Origin of the sequence: Arthrobacter sp. SLBN-122 (assembly GCF_006715165.1) — a bacterium.
GTDB lineage: Bacteria > Actinomycetota > Actinomycetes > Actinomycetales > Micrococcaceae > Arthrobacter.
Genome location: NZ_VFMS01000001.1, coordinates 2,080,996 through 2,098,878, shown reverse-complemented (window position 1 = coordinate 2,098,878; position 17,883 = coordinate 2,080,996). Strand labels below are relative to the sequence as shown.

Annotated in this window: 17 protein-coding genes; 3 read left to right on the top strand and 14 right to left on the bottom strand. The window is 64.5% G+C overall.

Going from position 1 to position 17,883, the window contains the following annotated elements; genetic code table 11:
• Positions 1 to 10 precede the first annotated feature (10 nt).
• The gene (locus FBY36_RS09790; RefSeq protein WP_142118941.1) at positions 11 to 1,273 is read left to right on the top strand and encodes an ROK family protein; all 1,263 of its coding nucleotides are present in this window, start codon (positions 11 to 13) and stop codon (positions 1,271 to 1,273) included.
• 25 nt (positions 1,274 to 1,298) lie between these two features.
• Here FBY36_RS09790 and FBY36_RS09785 read toward each other — a convergent pair whose 3' ends face one another.
• Positions 1,299 to 1,715, bottom strand: coding sequence for a C-glycoside deglycosidase beta subunit domain-containing protein (locus tag FBY36_RS09785; protein WP_142118939.1), 417 nt, complete (start codon positions 1,713 to 1,715; stop codon positions 1,299 to 1,301).
• Between the two features lie 68 nt (positions 1,716 to 1,783).
• Here FBY36_RS09785 and FBY36_RS09780 point away from each other — a divergent pair, with 68 nt between their 5' ends.
• Entirely contained in the window at positions 1,784 to 2,773 is a 990-nt protein-coding gene (locus tag FBY36_RS09780) for a restriction endonuclease subunit R (RefSeq protein WP_142118935.1), read from the top strand.
• A 70-nt stretch (positions 2,774 to 2,843) separates the two neighbouring features.
• Here the strand turns inward: FBY36_RS09780 and FBY36_RS09775 are convergent, their stop codons facing one another.
• From FBY36_RS09775 to FBY36_RS09725, 11 genes are all read right to left on the bottom strand, one after another.
• Positions 2,844 to 3,848 (bottom strand): sugar phosphate isomerase/epimerase family protein, encoded by a 1,005-nt coding sequence (locus FBY36_RS09775; protein ID WP_142118933.1) that lies wholly within the window; start codon positions 3,846 to 3,848, stop codon positions 2,844 to 2,846.
• A 14-nt stretch (positions 3,849 to 3,862) separates the two neighbouring features.
• Positions 3,863 to 5,050 carry a Gfo/Idh/MocA family protein gene (locus FBY36_RS09770; RefSeq protein WP_200830476.1) on the bottom strand — a complete coding sequence of 396 codons (1,188 nt, stop codon included), beginning with the start codon at positions 5,048 to 5,050 and terminating at the stop codon, positions 3,863 to 3,865.
• Positions 5,047 to 5,445, bottom strand: coding sequence for a C-glycoside deglycosidase beta subunit domain-containing protein (locus FBY36_RS09765; protein ID WP_142118931.1), 399 nt, complete (start codon positions 5,443 to 5,445; stop codon positions 5,047 to 5,049). Before FBY36_RS09765 ends, FBY36_RS09770 begins: the two co-directional genes overlap by 4 nt.
• Positions 5,446 to 5,453: 8 nt before the next feature.
• A complete protein-coding gene (locus FBY36_RS09760; RefSeq protein WP_142118929.1) occupies positions 5,454 to 6,512 on the bottom strand; it encodes a sugar phosphate isomerase/epimerase family protein in 1,059 nt (352 codons plus the stop codon).
• A gap of 19 nt (positions 6,513 to 6,531) precedes the next feature.
• On the bottom strand, positions 6,532 to 7,635 hold the full coding sequence (locus FBY36_RS09755) for a sugar phosphate isomerase/epimerase family protein (RefSeq protein WP_142118927.1): 1,104 nt from the start codon (positions 7,633 to 7,635) through the stop codon (positions 6,532 to 6,534).
• The gene (locus FBY36_RS09750; RefSeq protein ID WP_142118925.1) at positions 7,632 to 8,027 is read right to left on the bottom strand and encodes a C-glycoside deglycosidase beta subunit domain-containing protein; all 396 of its coding nucleotides are present in this window, start codon (positions 8,025 to 8,027) and stop codon (positions 7,632 to 7,634) included. The genes FBY36_RS09755 and FBY36_RS09750 overlap by 4 nt, the downstream gene beginning before the upstream one ends.
• Positions 8,028 to 8,115: 88 nt before the next feature.
• Positions 8,116 to 9,675 carry a GMC oxidoreductase gene (locus tag FBY36_RS09745; protein WP_142118923.1) on the bottom strand — a complete coding sequence of 520 codons (1,560 nt, stop codon included), beginning with the start codon at positions 9,673 to 9,675 and terminating at the stop codon, positions 8,116 to 8,118.
• A complete protein-coding gene (locus FBY36_RS09740; RefSeq protein WP_142118921.1) occupies positions 9,672 to 10,448 on the bottom strand; it encodes a TIM barrel protein in 777 nt (258 codons plus the stop codon). Before FBY36_RS09740 ends, FBY36_RS09745 begins: the two co-directional genes overlap by 4 nt.
• 141 nt (positions 10,449 to 10,589) lie before the next feature.
• Positions 10,590 to 11,426 carry a carbohydrate ABC transporter permease gene (locus FBY36_RS09735; protein ID WP_142118919.1) on the bottom strand — a complete coding sequence of 279 codons (837 nt, stop codon included), beginning with the start codon at positions 11,424 to 11,426 and terminating at the stop codon, positions 10,590 to 10,592.
• Between the two features lie 3 nt (positions 11,427 to 11,429).
• Positions 11,430 to 12,389 (bottom strand): carbohydrate ABC transporter permease, encoded by a 960-nt coding sequence (locus tag FBY36_RS09730; protein WP_142118917.1) that lies wholly within the window; start codon positions 12,387 to 12,389, stop codon positions 11,430 to 11,432.
• Positions 12,390 to 12,442: 53 nt separating this feature from the next.
• Positions 12,443 to 13,594: an ABC transporter substrate-binding protein gene (locus tag FBY36_RS09725; protein WP_235008789.1), complete on the bottom strand. Its 1,152-nt coding sequence runs from the start codon at positions 13,592 to 13,594 to the stop codon at positions 12,443 to 12,445.
• Between the two features lie 377 nt (positions 13,595 to 13,971).
• Here FBY36_RS09725 and FBY36_RS09720 point away from each other — a divergent pair, with 377 nt between their 5' ends.
• Positions 13,972 to 14,916, top strand: coding sequence for a LysR family transcriptional regulator (locus tag FBY36_RS09720; RefSeq protein WP_142118913.1), 945 nt, complete (start codon positions 13,972 to 13,974; stop codon positions 14,914 to 14,916).
• Between the two features lie 68 nt (positions 14,917 to 14,984).
• Here FBY36_RS09720 and FBY36_RS09715 read toward each other — a convergent pair whose 3' ends face one another.
• Entirely contained in the window at positions 14,985 to 16,463 is a 1,479-nt protein-coding gene (locus tag FBY36_RS09715) for a C-glycoside deglycosidase beta subunit domain-containing protein (RefSeq protein WP_142118911.1), read from the bottom strand.
• A gap of 33 nt (positions 16,464 to 16,496) precedes the next feature.
• Entirely contained in the window at positions 16,497 to 17,789 is a 1,293-nt protein-coding gene (locus FBY36_RS09710; protein ID WP_142118909.1) for a C-glycoside deglycosidase beta subunit domain-containing protein, read from the bottom strand.
• Positions 17,790 to 17,883: the final 94 nt, after the last annotated feature.

Sequence of the window (17,883 nt, the reverse complement as noted above, 5' to 3'; positions counted from 1 at the left end):
AATTGTTGCCATGACGACAGACTCCACCCTCCGCTTTGGAGCACAGACGGACGAAGTGACCAGCCTGCTGCGGATCGTCAACCTGGTGCGCACGGGTGAAGCCACTACCCGCCCGGAAATCGGAAAGGTCACGGGCCTGGGCAGGGGCGTTGTGAGTCAGCGCGTTGACCAGGCCATCTCGATCGGCTTCCTCGGCGAGGGGGACTTCGGCGCGTCGTCCGGCGGCCGCGCGCCGCGCACGCTGCGCTTCCGGGCCGAGCAGGGGCGGATCATCATCTGTGCCCTAGGGGCGGCCCATATCAGAGTGGGTATAGCGGCGCTCGACGGCGACATCGTGGACCACGAGCACCGCACCTGGGACATCGCCCAGGGACCTGAAAAGACCATCAACGCCGTACTGGCCCTCGTGGACGACGTGCTCAAGAAACATCCAAAAGTGCCCACGTGGGCCGTAGTGGTAGGGCTTCCCGGCCCCGTCGACTTCGCCACGGGACAACCCGTAGCGCCGCCGATCATGCCCGGCTGGAACGGCTTCGACGTCCGGACGCCGTTTGAGGAGCGTTTCAATGCCCCCGTGTGGGTGGACAACGATTCCAATCTGCTGGCCCTTGGCGAACGCGCCCGGCGGCGTGACTCCCTCGCGGACCTCATCTACTGCAAAATCGGCTCGGGCATTGGGGCGGGCCTGCTGTCGAAGGGCAGGATCCACCGTGGTGCAAACGGTGCGGCAGGTGATATCGGCCATGTCAGGGTTTCGGATTCCGATGCCCAATGCCGCTGTGGCAAGATCGGCTGCCTGGAGGCGGTGGCCGGCGGCTGGGCCCTGGTGCGGGACGCAGAAGCGGCCATCAAGGACGGGGCCAACACCAAACTTGCCGCGGCGGCCAAGAAGGGCGGGCTATCGCTCGAGGAGATCACCCTCGCAGCCCAGGCCGGCGACGCCCTGGCTATCTCCCTCGTCCAGAAATCCGCCCGGGTAGCCGGCGAGACGATATCTGCGCTGGTCAACATGTTCAACCCGGGAGTGATCGTCATCGGCGGGGCTATGGGTTCTGCCGGTGAAGTCTTCCTGGCGGAGGTGCGGCAGCGGGTCTACGAACTGTCGCTGCCCCTTGCCACCCGCGATCTCACCATCACCCTCTCGGTAAATGACGAGCGGGAGCCGTTGCGCGGAGGCGCCGAGCTGGCGCGCGAGCAGTTGTTCGATGTCACCTTCCCCCGCTGGTTCGCCGAGGGCCACCCGTCCCCGGAACGGGTTGCCGTTCCCGCCTGATATTCCACAGCTCGGGGCGCGCCGCTCAGGCCACGTCGCGGGAGACGCGTGGCACCGGCGCCGCGTCCAGTTCCAGCCGCGCCTCGAGATGGAACGGCAGGACCAAGGGTGAGCCGGGGCGCGCCTGCAGGTAGGGCACCATCAGCTGGAAGTCGACGGCGACGGCGTGCGACCCGCGTGAGAGCCCACGCCGGCCGGCCAGGACAAGCCTGTCCTGCACGAACCACCAGCCCCGCTCTTCCTGCAGGTCGTCAAAGGACACGCGGCGAGGGCCGAGCATCACGCCCGACTCCCCCGGTGCCAAGGGCAAGCCATCCACCTCCACTTTGAGACCGGAGATGCTGGAGAGCGGCATGGAGCGGATCCACGGCAGGCCGATGCGCAGTTCAAAACCTTCCGGAGTGGTGGTCAACGCATCCTCGCGCACAGCCGTTTCCAACATGACTTCCATCCTTTATCCTGAAACTGACATAAGTTTGTCATTAACAGGCATAAAGGGGAAGGTACCTTATGGCTCCCGAAATTCCACGCAGCTGGACGCTTTGCGCCAGCTCCTTCAACTGGACTCCGGATATCATCACCGCCCCCCGGACCGCCCAGGACATCGTCACTGGCATCGCGGATTCTGTGGTAAAGACCGTAGAACTCGAGCCCGGACTGGTGTGGCGATCCTTCCCCGCTCCCCACGACGCCGAAGTCGACGAACTGCGGGATGCCCTCGCTGCGAGGGACGGATCCGTCAGTATTCTCGGGGCCAGCCTGGACGACTTCACGCCTGCCGGGCGCCGCTCCCTCCAGCAGCGCCTGGACTTCCTGGTCCCCCAACTGCATGCCGCGCATCGCGTTGGAGCCAGCGGAATCCGGCTCCCGATCGGACAGGCGGGGACGGAACTGCTCAGCCTGGTCCAGCCCCTCCTGCACGAACTCGACCTGGTGCTGTACGAGGAAATCCAAGGGCAGCAGGCCCCCGGCAGCCCCGCCGTCGAGCCTGCCCTCGAAACGATAGCCGCCCTCGGAGATGACCACGTACGGGTGCTCGTGGACATCAGCATGCTGATGCCTGCCCTTCCTGTCACCTATCTTGAAGAACTGCGCCGTGGTGGGATGCCTCAAGACTTCATGAGGTGCCTGGAGTATGACTGGCGGGACCCATCCACCATCGACGGCGTCACCGCGCTGCTCCGATCAGGAAGAGTTCCCCCACGGATTCACACCCTTTTCATGAACCTGCTCATCCGCTTCGGCCGCAGTGATGCCGCGGACCTGCAAGGGATTCTTCCCCTGGTCGGGGCCTTCCACCTGAAGTTCTGGGACCTGCACGACGATGGCGGGCGCGTTTCGCAGCCGCTGCGGGACCTGGGCGCCCTCCTGGGCCGCCACGGCTTCAGCGGCACGCTCACCAGTGAGTGGGGCGGCCACGAATGGCTCCAGGAGGACCCCACGGACATGACCCGAAGGCACCTTGCACTGGCGGAGGCGGCCTTGGTGTCGGTCAGTTGAGCCTTGAAGTTGTACAGCAGAACGGCCGGCCCGGGATCATCCAGGGCCGGCCGTTTGGTTGTCGCAGTTGCTATTTGGTGCTGAAGGCGGCGTCGAAGGCCGCCGCCGAAGGCTCGTAACTGGAAAGCCGGCGGACGAATGACAGCGCTTCGGGAGCACCGTCCAGGCGGTCCATGCCGGCGTCCTCCCACTCCACGGACAACGGGCCGCGGTAATTGATGGAATTGAGCATCCGAAAGGCGTCCTCCCACGGCACGTCGCCGTGGCCGGTGGAGATGAAGTCCCAGCCGCGGCGCGGGTCAGCCCAAGGCAGGTGGGAGGAGAGCCGGCCGTTGCGGCCGTTGGCCAGACGCTTCTTCGTATCCTTGCAGTGCACGTGGTAGATCCGATCCTTGAAATCCCACAGGAACCCCACGGGGTCGATGTCCTGCCAGACCATGTGGCTCGGGTCCCAGTTCAGCCCGAAGGCTTCACGGTGCCCGATCGCTTCCAGGGCCCGCTGGGTGGTCCAGTAGTCGTACGCGATCTCTGAAGGATGAACCTCGTGGGCAAATCTGACCCCTTCCTCGTCAAAGACGTCAAGGATGGGGTTCCACCGGTCCGCAAAGTCCTGGTACCCGGCGTCCACCATTTTTTCGGAGGCCGGCGGGAACATCGCCACGTACTTCCAGATGGACGAGCCCGTGAAGCCCGTCACCGTCTTCACGCCGAGCTTCGCGGCAAGGCGGGCGGTGTTCTTCATTTCCTCCGCTGCGCGGCGGCGGACGCCCTCCGGGTCGCCGTCGCCCCATACGTTGTCCGGCAGGATACCGCGGTGCCGTTCGTCGATGGGGTCATCACAAACAGCCTGGCCCTTGAGGTGGTTGGAGATGGTCCACACCCTCAGGCCGTGGCGTTCCAGGATCTCCAGCTTGCCCTGCACGTACGCGTCGTCGTCCCAGCGCCACGGGTCCAGGTGGTCGCCCCAACAGGCGATTTCCAGCCCGTCGTAGCCCCACTCGCCGGCGAGCCGTGCTACCTCCTCAAACGGCAGGTCGGCCCATTGTCCGGTGAACAGGGTGATTGGTCGTGCCATGTACTTTCCCTTCCTTAGCCAGCTTGGACGGGGACACGGGTGGCCACGCGCGTCCAGGCCGAGTCATTTTCGGAACTGCGCTCAACGGCGTCGAGCACCCGCTGCACCCGCAGCCCGTCAGCGAACGTGGGGTGGGGATCGGTACCGCTGGAAATGGCCTCCACGAGGTCCTTGACCTGGTGCGAGAAGCCGTGCTCGTAACCGAGCATGTGCCCTGCCGGCCACCACCCCGAAACGTAGGGATGCTCCGCCTTGGTGACCAGGATCTTCCGGAAGCCCTGGCGGTCCGCGGGTGCCGTACGGTCGTAGAACTGCACGCTGTTAAGGTCCTCCAGGTCGAAGGCCAGGGCGCCCCTGTCCCCGGAGACCTCGATCTGCAGCGCGTTTTTCCGGCCGGTGGCAAAGCGTGAGGCCTCGAACGACGCAAGCGCACCGGATTCGAACCGTCCTGTGAAGATGGCGATGTCATCCACGGTTACCTGGCCATAGCCTTCAGCGGCAGTTCCGGAGAGCCCGGAACCCGAGTTCAGGAGCGGCCGCTCCTTGACGATGGTGTCGATGGTGCCGGAGACCTTTTCGAGGTTCAGCCCGGTCACGAACTGGGCGAGGTCGATGGCATGGGCGCCGATGTCACCCAGCGCCCCGGATCCGGCATGTTCCTTCTGCAGGCGCCAGGCCAGCGGCATGCCCGGGTCGACCAGCCAGTCCTGCCGGTAGGAGGCACGAACCTGGTTGATGGTCCCCACGGCGCCTTCAGCAATCAGGTTCCGCAGGAACGTGACGGCGGGAACCCGGCGGTAGGTGAAACCCACCATCGCCCGGACACTGCGGGCAGCAGCACGTTCAGCCGCCTCAGCCATGGCTTCGGCCTCGGCCACCGTGTTGGCCAGCGGCTTTTCGCACAGCACGTGCTTCCCGGCTTCCAGGGCTGCGATTGCGATCTCGGCGTGGGAGTCACCGGGGGTAACGATGTCGACGACGTCGATATCGTCCCGGGCGATCACCTCGCGCCAGTCGGTGGCGGACTCAGTCCAGCCCCACTTGTGGGCTGCCTCCGCCACCGCTTGTGCGTTGCGCCCCACCACGACCGCCATTTCCGGTTCGGCCGGCAGGTCAAACACCCGGGGCGCGGTCCGCCACCCCTGGGAGTGGGCGGCGCCCATGAAGCCGTAACCGATCATGGCCACCCGGAGGGTTGTCATGCCAGCACGACCTTGCGCTCAACCGCCACCCGGTTTCCGACGTAGCGCATGGGCGCGATCTGCATGTAGAGCAGGCGGAGGGTGAGGATGACTTCGACGTCGATTTGCTCGCCGGCGTCGGGGATGCGGTCCAGCGGGATGATCACATCGGGCTTGTCAGCGACGAACCAGAGGGTTTCCCATTGCTCGGGCAGCTCCGCGATGGAGTAGGACTTGCCCTGCAGTTCGAAGCGGAGGGCTTCCTTGGGGATCGCCACACCGTTGACCGTGGCCGCAACCTCGTCCACGGCGGACAGCCAGAGGCTGCGGTACCAGGGCAGTTGCACGGACACCGAAATGCCCTCGGGGTGCCTGCGGACGTCGGCGTCCTGGAACAGGGAGTTGTGAGTTGCCATGGCTTTCCTTACTTCGCAGTCTCGACCAGGGTCGGGTTGGAAACAGTTGAATCGACGGATTCTTCGATGGCCCGGCGCATCAGTGAGTGCTGCTTCTTCACCAGGTCGATGGGGTCCGATTCGCCCAGGTCTGCGAAGGCATGGCCTTCCCATTCGCTGGACAGGAAGCCCTGGTAGCCGCCCTTGACGAACTGGCGCACGATGCGCGGGATGTCCATGGCGGGCTCGTTGCCGTTCTCGTCGATGTCGTAGAACTTCGCGTGCACATGGAACATCTGCGGCATGATGTCCAGCCATTCCTCCGGCGGGACCAGACCGTGCATGTTGAACGCCAGCCGGGTGAAGGGGCCCAGCCGGGCGGGATCGAAGTTTTTACCGCGCAGGTAGTCCTCGAACTCCTGGTTCCGCTCCTGCATGGGCAGCGGCTTGCGCCAGATGTCCTGCATGACCGCGAAGTGTTCCTCGGGCAGGCCCATCTGGGTCAGGGTGCGGAACAGTGTAGGCGACAGGCTGTGCATGGTGGAACTGAAGTCTGCCGTGAAGCCCAGCCGGTCACTGCCGAGCTCCTCATACATCTCGCGGATCTGGAGGATCTTGGGATCGTTCGGGCCCTGGGGTGCGTGGATCTCGTAGCCGAGCTTCTGGTCGTACTTCTCGGCCAGCGGAAGCAGCCGGCGGAGCAGCTCCTTGCCCGCGGACCGGATGACAATCTTGTTGAAGCCCAGCGTGTTGGCGGTCTTGAGCTGCCTGGCGAAGAAGTCGAACTCCTCGTCCGGCGTCATGTCCCGGTCTTTACGGCGGCCCATGTCCAGGTTGGTGCCCACAGCACTGGGGGTCAGGCCGTAGCGGTCCATGCTGTCCCGCCACAGGCGGACGAAATCCTCGTCCACGTCCGGGTAGGTGCGCAACATTTGTGCAATGTTGAACTCGACGCCCGGTCCGAGGCCTTCATCGGCGACGGCCTTGATCATGGTCTCCGGCGTGTAGAGCCCTGCGGCGAATTCGGAGGTGAGCGAGTAGAGGGTGATGCCAAGCTCGATGCCCGAGCCCGCGATGCCTTCTGACATGTCTTTGATTCCTTTTGTTTCAGCCGCGGACGGGCTGGGCGAGATGGCTTCTGAGGATGCGGCGGGCTTCCGATGCCTCGGTGATCATGGCGGAACCGGCATTGGCCGCGGCTGAACGCTGCACGGCCTGCTCGCCGCGGATGATCTCGAACGGGTCCTGCCAGTTGTTCCAGTGCCAGCCTTCGTATTCGCTGGAGATGGCGCCGGAGTAGCCGTTTTCCACGAGCTGCCGGACCAGGCCGCGCACGGGCACGGAGGGCTCTTCGCCGTTCTCATCGATGCCGAAGAACTTGCCGTGCACATGGCGGACCCAGGGCATGATTTCCAGCCACGTGTCCAGAGGTGCAGGCCCGAACAGCCCCGTTCCGTTGATGCCAAAATCGATCCCCAGGTCCGGACGGCCGTTCCGGGCTGCGAGGCCAATGAAGGCGCCGAAGCGCTCACCATGGACCTTCTGGTTGTTGGGCGGCCCTTCGGCATAGAAGCCGTCCCACAGCTCAACCACCTGCCGGAGCAGGTCCTCCGAAGCACCCCGGCGGCGGTAGGCCTCCAGCAGGGAGGGGGCGAAACCGGTGACGGTGGCGCCCCAGTCGGCGGTGAAGCCAAGCAACGGGGAATCGAGCTTTTCGTAGCGGTCGCGCAGTGCGAGGACGCGTTCGTGCGCGCCGTGCTGGTCTGCGTGGACTTCGAGGGCAAGGGTCACACCGTACTTCTCGGCCACGGGCAAAAGGCTTTCCATGGCATCGGGTGTCAGCGAGATCTGCACGCGCGCGATCGGGAAGCCGAGCCTGGCGGCCACCTCGATCTGCTTGCGCATGTATTCGACCAGTTCGTCGTGGTTCATCAGCCGGTCCCGGCGGATGCCGGTGTCAACGTTGACCGCCAGCGAGGTGGGGACGAGATCCACCTCGGCCACCAGGTCGCGGAACTGGCCCACAAAGGTGTCGTCGATGCGGTCCGGGAAGCCGCGCAGGCTGGAGAAGCCAATAACCTCAAGCCCCGGGCCGAATCCTTCAGCCGCCACCTTGCGGATAAGGCCGTCAAGGTCGTACTGCCGGGCGTGGAAAGCCCGGGTGAAGCTGTAAAGGGTGACGCCCTGGATCGGCGTGCCGAGGCTGGTCATCGCTGTGCCACCTTCATGGTCTTGGTGTCGTGCTCTTCGATGTGCAGCACGCCGTGGTCGGTGATGATGTAGGGAATGTAGAGCTTCAGGTCCACCCGGACCTCGTGCTCGACCTGGCCGTCCCGGACCGGAAGGTCGCCGGAAAGAACGGCCGAGTCCAACGGAAACCACCATTCGCCGGTTTCGTCCACGAGCTCTTCAAAGCTGAACGTGCGGTTGTTCATGGTCCAGCGCAGCGAGTCTTCGGCTGCGGCCACGCCATCGACCGTCAGTGCTGCGCCGGCGATGCATGAGCCTGGAAGGGCGCGGTACCAGGGGATCCGGACTTCGACGGCGGTGCGGCCATCCTGGGTGGTAAGTGTTCCCTGCTCGATTATGCGGTCGGCGATCATCGAGACCTCCTTGTCTGCGGCATGCCTTGCCGGTGCTATAAGAAATGCTTGTACTTGGACAGAATGACCTGAGCCGGCCGCTTCTTCTCTATTTGCTCACTCTATTGTCTGATTCAGACATAAGTAAAGAGCTGAGGAGCTTTTCTGCAACTTTTCGTGCGCCTCGCACGGCGAGGGCCACCGACGTCAGCGTGGGATTGCATGCTGTGGCGGTGGGGATGACGCCATTGCCGGCCACGAAGAGGCCGGGGACCTGCCACACCTGGCTGTCGGGCGAACAGACACTCTCGCCGTCGTCCGTGTCACCCATGCGCGTGGTGCCCTGGTAGTGCAGCGACGCACCGGGCGGCAGGACGAAGGGGCGCTCGTCCAGCGGTTCGCCCACAGCCTTGCCCAGGCGGACAATTTCCTGCCTTGCCCGGTCAAGTACCTCGTGGTCCCGCTCGCTTAGCCGGTAATGGATCCGCATGGCGGGCATGCCGTAGGAGTCGCGGGTATCGTCGTCGAACGCCACCCGGTCCTCCCGCTGCAGGTCCTTCGCGCAGAACAGGCCCAGCCCCACGATGGAGCCCGGGACGATGGGATCATCATCGGCCAGGGGAACCGGGGAGGCATCGAGCTGCATGATCTGGCCGTGGAAGGGCGCCTCGTCCGTGTAGGGAACCCAGGCCACTCCGCTCTGCTCACTGAGGGCACCATTGGCCGCTGCCGGCGCATGCTCAGGCTGGACGTCGCGGAGCCTGCTCGCGAACACCACCTGCGCCTGGTCGTTCAGGTAGCGGCCCAGGGCGTCAGGCCGGATCCCGGAAGCCCACAGCAGCTGTGGGGTGCGCAGGGCGTCCGCCCCCACCACAACGTAACGGGCGGCCACCTGATAGGTGTCACCGCTGCGGCGGTCCTGGACTTCGATGCCGGCAGCCACGCCTTCCTCCACCAGCACACGGGTCACCAGTGATTCATCAAAGAGTTCAAACTGCGGGTTTTCGCGGGTGACCTCCCCCATCACGACGTCGGAGCCGGACCACACGAGGGCGCCGTCCTCCCGCCGGTGGACAGCAAGGGGCATAGGCTGGACGCGGTAGGCAGGTGCCCGTCCGGTGTCAACGACGGCGGCAAGGCGGTCGCGGACGAGATCGGAAAAGGGTGCCCCGTCAAAGGCGTGCGTGGTGACGCCCAAAAGGCGGTCGGCGTCGTCAAGAAGCTCTTCCAAATCCGGGAGGAACGGGATCCGCTCCTTTCCGCCGGGCCGGGGACAGGCGGCGGTCCAGTGCGCTGCCATGCCGCCCACGTTGCTGGACATGGCCGCCACGGGCATGCCGTCCTCCCCCGGGAAGGCGTAGCCGTCCTGCAGCAGGTAGGTTCCAGGACGCGCGCGGCGTTCGCCACTCTTGACGGCGCCCGGCGAGTTCACTGTTGCGGCGCCGGCACCGGGGCCTTCCGACGCCCGCTGGGCCAGGCTGCGGCGATCTGGGTCCTCGATGTTCTTGACGTGCGCCCCGGGCGGGTTGCTGACCGTGGGGCCCACTTCGAACATGGCGATAGTGGCTCCGGGCGCTTCCTCGCTGAGGACCCGGGCGTAGGTCGATGCCGTGGGGCCGCTGCCAACGATGGCGATGTCAACCGCAGCCGGATACCGGTTACCGCTCACCGCCCCGCCACCAGTTCCTGGATACGGCGCACCGACTTTGCCGATTCGATGGTGGGGTAGTACTCGAGCCCGACGGGGCCGTTGTAGCCGCTGTTCCGCAGGTCCGTGAAGCGGGCTGGCCAGTCGATGGAGCCGGAGCCCGGCTCGCCGCGGCCAGGAGCGTCGGCGACCTGCACGTACTTGATGAGGTCCCCGGCATTGGCGAGCTCGGCGGCCACGTCTTCGCCTTCAACCGTGGAGTGGTAGAGGTCGTAGAGAACGCCGAAGTTGGGCGAGCCGACGCCCTTGGCGATGTAGACCGCCTCCGAGGTCCGGTCCAGGAGGGCTCCAGGATGGTCAACACGGACGTTCACCGGCTCGAGGACCAGGGTGATGCCGGAACCTTCGATGTGCGCTACGCCCCTGGTGAAGATTTCGATCAGTTCGTCCAGTTGGTCCTGCCGCTTCCTGCCGCCAAAGCCGGTGCCGCTGCCCACCACGATCCGGGGGCAGCCGAGCTGGTGAGCCACTTCGACCCCCGCATCCAGTCCGGTGTAGAACGGCGCGTGGTCCTTGGGCGGGATCATGAACTGCATACGGGGCTCTGCCAGCTGGGCGGTGAGCTGGACGCCGGTTTCCTCAAGTGCCGCTTTGAGGGCCGGGATGTCCTTGCCAGTGGGGCCCCACATTTCCACGGCATCGAAGCCTGCGGCAGCGGCGGCGCGGACGCGGTCGGCGGCGCTGGCGCCTGCTTCCGAGAACAAAAGGTCGATGTTGGGCGCTAGCTGGTACATGCGTGGCTCCTGGGTAGTAGAGGGTAATCAGTAGGAATGTGGGTGGCGGCTGGTCCTGGCTGGAGCTGTTTTTGGGCGCAAAGGATCAGGGCAGGCAGCTTGTGCGGTTTTTGCGCCGTGCAGTTCTCCGGCTGTTGGGGCTTAGCCCTTCAGGCCGCCGGAGAAGCCCTGGATGAAGCGCTTCTGAGCGAAGAGGAACAGCGCCAGGATGGGGATCATCGACACGATGACGATGGCGAAGATGGAGTTCCACTTCGATACCAGTGAGCCAATGAAGTAGTACATGGCTACCGGCAGGGTCTGGTTGGCGGATCCGCCCAGGAAGATCAGTGACGTGAAGAAGTCATTCCACACGATGAGCCCGGCGAAGATGGTGACCGTCCCCGTGGCCGGAGCCATCATGGGGAACACCACCTTGGAAAAGATCTGCGACTTGGTGGCACCGTCGATCGTGGCCGCTTCCTCGTAGTCCGTCCCCAGGCCGCGGAAGAAGTTCGCGTACAGGAAGATCGACAGCGGTAAAAGCATCCCGGTATACAGGACGACCAGACCCCACGCGGATCCGGTCAGCCCGAGGGCACGCGCGCCCATGTACAGCGGCACGGCGCCGAGCTGGCCGGGAAGGATGATGGCTACCAGGAAGAGGTAGTAGGCCGCCTTGCTCCAGCGGCGGGTGCTGCGGGAAATGACGTAGCCGGTAATTGACCCCAGCGCAATCAGCCCGACGATGCTTCCGGCGGTGATGATGAGGCTGTTGACCAGGCCCGCGACGACGTTTGAGTTGCCGGTGGCCGTCAGGACCTTCACAAAGTTGCTGAAGTCCGGATTTGCGGGAAGGGCCAGGGCCGATGTCGTGTACATCTCGCTGTCCGGCTTCAGGGCAGTGGTCAGCAGGAAGTAGAACGGGGCGAGAAAGACCAGGGCCAGCGCCCAGAGGCCGATTTCCCGGAGCAGGGTCAGTTTGGTGTAGCGGAACATGGGTTAGTCCTCCGGGTTCGATCGCGTCAGCCGCTGCTGGAGCACGGCGAAGATCAGGATGATCGCGGCAAGCACCAGGGCAAGTGCGGCGCCGCCGCCAAAGTTGCCCAGCGCAAACGCCTGCTTGTAGACCTGGGTAGCCAGCGTTTCGGTTGCACCGGCAGGACCGCCGCCGGTGAGCGCCATGATGGGGTCGAAGACGCGGAGGCCCTGCACAATGCCGAGTGTGGTGGCGATGGCGACGGCGGGACGGATGGCCGGCAGAGTGACGTTTCGGAAGCGCTGCCACAGGTTGGCGCCGTCGATGGCCGCCGCCTCCTCCACTTCCACCGGAACTCCGGCCAGGCCCGCCATGAAGATCACCATGGCGAACCCGGTGGAGGACCAGACCAGCACCACAAGGACGGTCCAGATGGCCCACTGCGGATCGGCAAGCCATGGCTTGGCCTGATCGCCGGCACCGATGGCCTTCAGGAAGGCATTGAACGGACCCTCGAAGTCAAAAATGTACTTCCAGATGTAGGCCGTGGCCAGCGGGCTGAGCACCACCGGCATAAAGAAGAGAGTGCGGAGGATGTAGCGGGTCTTGAGGACGCGGTTCAGGCCCAGTGCGATGACCAGCCCGGCGACGTTGCCCAGGAGAACCGAGCCGAAGGCCAGGAAGAGGGTGTTGGAGAGGGCTCCGACCTTTGTCGGATCCTTGAAGATTGCGTCAAAGTTGGCCCAGCCCGTGATCTTGAACGAGCCGATGCCCGTCCAGTTGGTAAAGGCGAAGAACCCGCCGATTCCGGTTGCCACGTAGTGGATGGCAAACACCAGGGCGATCCCGGGCAGGGCCCACCACCAGTGTCCAAACTCCAGGCCCCTGCCCCGGGAGCGGGCCTTCTGGCCCGCTCCCGGAGTGCGCCTGCCTCGCCGGGGTGCTTCTGCTGCTTCGCTTTTCGGTTGCATCGTCGCAGTCATGGTATTCCTTGCTTGTCCCTTTGAGTGGTTGGAACGTTGATGGTCAAGAACGTCTACTGTCCCCAGGCGGCGTCCATGGCCTGCAGGACCTGGTCGGAGCTCTTCTGGCCGGTGATGATGCCCTGGACCCCTGTGGCCAGCGCGTCGTAGACCGCGGAGTTGGGCCACTGGATGTTCGGCAGGGGGCCGTACTTTCCGTCCTTGATCAGGTCGCCGACGTTCTTGTAGGCGCCGCTTCCGAAGTCGTACTTGTCCAGGCCGGTCACCGGCAGCGCGCCGTCGATCTCGGCGAACGCCTTGGTCTGCTCAGGCTCTGCGGCCCAGTCAAGGAAAGCCTTGGCGGCATCCTTGTTCTTCGAGGCTGCGTTGATGGAGAAGGCGTAGTTTGCGCTGGCGAAGACGTAGCTCTTGCTCGTGCTTTCGGCCGGCAGCGCGCGTACAGCGAACTTGGCACCCCCGGCGGCGGACTCCAGCTGCTTCCAGCTCGGGGCCGGGATGAAGCCGCTCACGGACGTTCCGCCGGCAAGGCCCTTGGTGATGGCGTCGAAACCGCCGCCCGCAGCACCTTTCTGGAAGCAGCCCGCATCCTTCAGGGTGTTGACTGCTTCGAGGGCTGACTTCCAGCCGGCGGAGCCGGCAAAGGTGGTCTCCTTGGCGGCACGCTTGTCGTTCCACTTCGGGTCTTCGGCGTAGACGCGTGAAGCGGCCAGCGACATTGCCATCAGGCCGGTGTTCGGAGGCGCCGCGCCGGCGAGGGCAAAGAGGGACTTACCGGTCGTTTCCAGAGCCTTGCACTGATCCTGGAGGGCGGAAAAATCCGAGGGGAAGCCGCCGGCTGCCTCTGCGGCAGTCTCATTCGAGACGAGGGCAGCGACAGTGATCTCCGTGGCCTGGCCGTATACCTTCCCGTCGTGGCCGAAGGTGCTGGCGCTTCCCTCGGGAAGCAGCTCCTTGGCGGCGTCGTCCAGCGGCTCAAGGAAACCGGCCTCGGCCAGCGGCAGGATGCTGCGCCCCGTTCCGGAGCCGGGTGAGGTCACCACGACGTCCGAGGCGTTGCCTGCCTGGAGCTGGGTGCGCAGGGTCTGGTCATAGGAGTCGTTGGGCTGCGGGTTGAAAGTGATCTTCACATCGGAGTGGGACTTCATGTAGTCCTCAGCCAGCGTCTGGAACGGGCTCTCGATGGTGTTCGATGTGGCGAACGACAAGGAAAACTCCTTGGACCCATTCGACGATGCGGTGCTGCCAGCGGAGCTTGAGCAACCGGTGAGAGCAAGGGCGGCGATGGTTGGGACGGCGAGAGCGCCGATAACCTTCATAGCCGCAGAGTGGCGGTGCTGTGCCATGTTCAGCCTTTCAGACTTCGTTGTCGAAGAACTTCCGGGGGAACGGTGACCCCGGTCACTCACCAGTATGAAGTAGATGTGCAGGAAAAGCACATAAGTCTTTGCTATGACAGACATAAGTCAGGCAGTGGTGCGCAAATCTCCTTGGCAATATCGCAATCCGTGATGCTTCCCGCTGCTGCTATCGGCCACGCTGATAAGCTGACGTGACGTACTTCACGATCCGAAGGACCTGCTCCATGACCAACTACTCCCAGCTGTCCCGGCTTGATCTCAACCTGCTGATCTCCCTCGACGCGCTCATCACGGAGCGCAGTGTGACCAGGGCGGCTGAGCGGCTGCACCTAAGTCAGCCGGCTCTGAGCGCGTCACTGGGACGGCTGCGGTCACACTTCGGCGACCCAATCCTGGCGCGGAGGGGCAACGCGTATGAGCTCACCCCCTTCGCCCTGCGGCTCGCCGAGCACACCACCACCGCGCTGGAGGCGGCCCGGCGGGTTTTCGAGAGCCAGGCGACGTGGGAGCCGTCCGAATCCGAACGTGAGTTCTCGATCTACGGTTCGGACTATGGCTTCAGCACGATCGGACGCGTCGTCTCCGAGCTTGCCGCCGAGCGCGCTCCGGGAGTCCGGTTCCGGTTCATGCTGCACAATCCCCTGGTGGTGGAGGATGCCGCCAACCGGCTTCGCTCCGTGGACGGCATGGTGATCCCGCACGGCTTCCTTAGCGGGCTCCCATACCAGGATTTGTGGCGGGACGGCTGGATGGCAGTTGTCGCCTCGTCCAATCATGCAGTGGGCGAGGAAATCACCATGGAGAACATTGCAGAGCTCCCCTGGGTAATGACCTTCCAATCCCGGTCCGCGTTCACTTCGGCCCAACGCCAGATCCAGCAGCTGGGGATTGAGCCGCGCGTGGACGTCATTGTTGAAAGCTTCCTGTCACTCCCCCATTTCGTAGCAGGCACCCAACGGATAGGGCTGATCCAAGCCGCCCTCGCACCCTTTGCTTTGCAGTTGGGCGGGGTGCGCATCCTGCCGCTGCCGTTTGACGCCACTCCCCTGGTCAATGCCCTCTGGTGGCATCCCGTGCACGACCGGGACTCTGAACATGAGTGGATGCGGGACCTTTTCAAGGAGGCCGCGGACATCGTGGCGGCATCTGCTGCCGAGGGCACACCTTAAGGAGCAGGCCCATTAAAGGCGCAGGCCCGGACGGTTTCCCGGCCGGGCCTGGCAGTTCCGGCCGCCGTTTAGGCAGACGTCGGCAAGGACCTCATGCTCTTGCGGATGAGGTCATGCTGCTTGCGGACCAGCAGCAGCGGATCCACCTCGCCAAGCTCGGCGAAGGCGTGGCCCTCCCACTCGCTGGACCAGTAGCCGCGGTAGCCGCCCTCCACAAAGACGCGGACGAGTTCCGGATAGTCGATGGAGGGCTCGCTGCCGCCGTCGTCAATGTCGTAGAACTTGGCGTGGACGTGCATGATTTGCGGCATGATGTCCGCCCATTCGCCGGGATCGACGTGCCCGTGCATATTGAAGGCCAGGTGCGCGAAGGAACCAAGGCGGGCAGGATCGAAGTCCCGTGCCCGCAGGTAGCCGATGAATTCCTCCTGGCGTTCACGCATGGTGGCGTCGGTGGCCCAGACGGCCTGCAGTTTAATGACGGCTTCGTCGTCGAGCCCGGCACGGCGGACGGCCCGCAGGAGCGTGGGTGACATGCTGTGCATGGTGGAGGAGAAATCGGCCACGAAGCCCAGCAGGGGCGAATCGAGCTCGGCATATACATCCCGGACCTTCATGATCTCCGGGGAGTTGGGTCCCAGCGGTGCGTGGATCTCGTAGGCAAGCTTGAGCTCCAGGTCCTCCGCGAGCGGCAGGAGCCGTCGCAGCAGGTCCGGCTTGGCACTCTGGATCCGCACCAGCGGGAAGCCGAGCCTCTTGGCTCCGCGGAACAGTGTCTCGGTGAACTCGAACTCTTCGGTCGGGGTCATATCCCGGTCCCGGCGGCGGCCCATGTCGAGATTGGCCCCGAAGGAGCTGGCGGTAAAACCGTACTTGTCGAACGCTTTCTGCCAGGAACGGGTGAAGTCATCGGAGACGTGCGGATACGTGGGCAGGACCTGGGAGGCCACGATCTCGATGCCCGGGCCGATGCCCAGCTCTGCCACGCGGTTCAGCAGGCCATCAAAGTCGTACCAGCCTGCCCGGAACTCCGCACTGGCCGAGTACAGGGTGAGCCCGAGCGAGAAGGGATCGTCCTCAGCCCCTGACGGAGGTGAAGTTACCGTCGTCGTCAGTCCGGGAGCTGAAGCAGCCCTGTCCGTAACGGTGAGCTCCAATTCCTGGTTCACAAAGTTGGGGACGTACATGCCGGGACCGCCGTCCTGGCCCTGGGCGATCTGCATATATGGCAGGCGCAGCTCCCCGATGAGCTGGACGCTGTGCTGCTCACCCAAGGCCACAGGGGTATCCCGCTGGGCGATCAGCAGGGGGTGCTCCTGCAGGTACCAGAGGGTTTCGCTCTGGGCAAGCAGGTCGGCGAGCGCATAGCGGACGCCGCCGAGCTCCAGGCTCAGGTCCCCCTGGGGCACCTCCTGTCCGTCCACGGAGAGCGTCAGCGTGGACACCGATGAGAGCCACAGGCTCCGGTACCACGGGATGGTCAGGGATAGCGCGAGACCATCAGGGTGGGTGCGCAGGCTTGCATCATCAATAAGTCCGTTGGGCATGGTGGTTCCCTTTGCTGGGAGGAGGAATGGGGGTCAGGGAAGTTCAGCGGTAATGCGGCGGATCAGGGCGTGCTGGCGGCGGACCTGTTCGGTGGCCCGCCACGGAGTCCGCTCACCTTCGTACTCGCTCGAGAGATAGCCCGTGTACCCGGCGTCCTTGAGGGCCTTCAGGACCGGGAGCCAAGGAATCTGCTGGTCTTCGAGCTGTTCGTTGATGTCATGGAACTTTGCCTGGATGAACACCACGTACTGGGCAATGGCCGCAAAGTCCGCGGGGTTGACGCCGATTCCATCCAGGAAGGCCGGCCGGTTTTCCCGGGTCTCGCCGTCACGCAGGGGGATGGGGCGGTCCTGGAAGATGCCGGTGTCGACCAGGAGGCCGAAGTTCTTGGTGCCGGTCCGCTCGATAAGGCTGATGTAGTCATCCACCACGGGATGCTTGATGGGTGTCGGGGAGTGGACTTCGGGGCAGATGATGACGCCCAGCTCATGCGCCAGGTCCAGCGAGCGTTCCACCGATTCGGTCCAGATGGGGTCCGGAACCAGGTCGCTGGAGACGACGCCAATCTTGGGCCGGACGAAGCTGAATCCCAGCCGGTGGGCAAGCCTCAAGTCCCGCTGCAGCGCCTCGGCCCCTTCGGCGGCGGTCATGGTCCGGCCCGGGTGCAGCCGGGTATCAATCCAGGATCCGTAGTTGGTGGGTTCCAGGGAGTACTTCTCCAGGAGCCCAAACCAGTTGTCGATCCATGCCGGCGACGGGTCGGGGTAGTTGGGCACGTGCCCCTCGCCAAGGATCTCGACGCCGGTGGCCCCGACATCGGCGACGGACGCCAACGCGGTCTCCAGGTCCATCACGGTGCCGTAGTCGCCCATGTAGCTGTAAAGGGACACACCATAGCGGAATGTGCCCTGGCCGCCTTCGGGAGCCAGCGTCACTCTACGACTGGCGCGGTAGGTGGAGGGCTGGTGCTCAAGGGGAATGTAGGACATGCGCAGCCGCAGCTCGATGGCGAGCTCGTGGACTCCCTGCGGCAGGCCGCCGTCGAACGGAACCGTGACCAGCGCCGCCTCCTCCAGGGGCCATCGGACGCCGTCGCTGTTCCAGAGTTCCTGCAGGGTGCACTGCCTGCCGCCAAAGGTCCACAGCGGAACATCGGCGGGCACGTCCACGAGGTTTCCAACGCGCACGGCGACGCCGTCGATCAGGGAGGCGGCCATTCCCCGGTAGGAAGGCATCCGGACCCGGAACTGGAAGCCGGTGATGCGGCCGCCCTCACGCACGTTGCGGAAGCCGGATGACTGGATGAGGTCTCTCTCGAGAAGCATCGTTGCTCACTCTCTCTAGGTGCGGAATCAGAGTAACACCGTTATGTTGTTTTCATACATAAGTTAGTATGCTTTCTTCTAAACCGTTGAATCG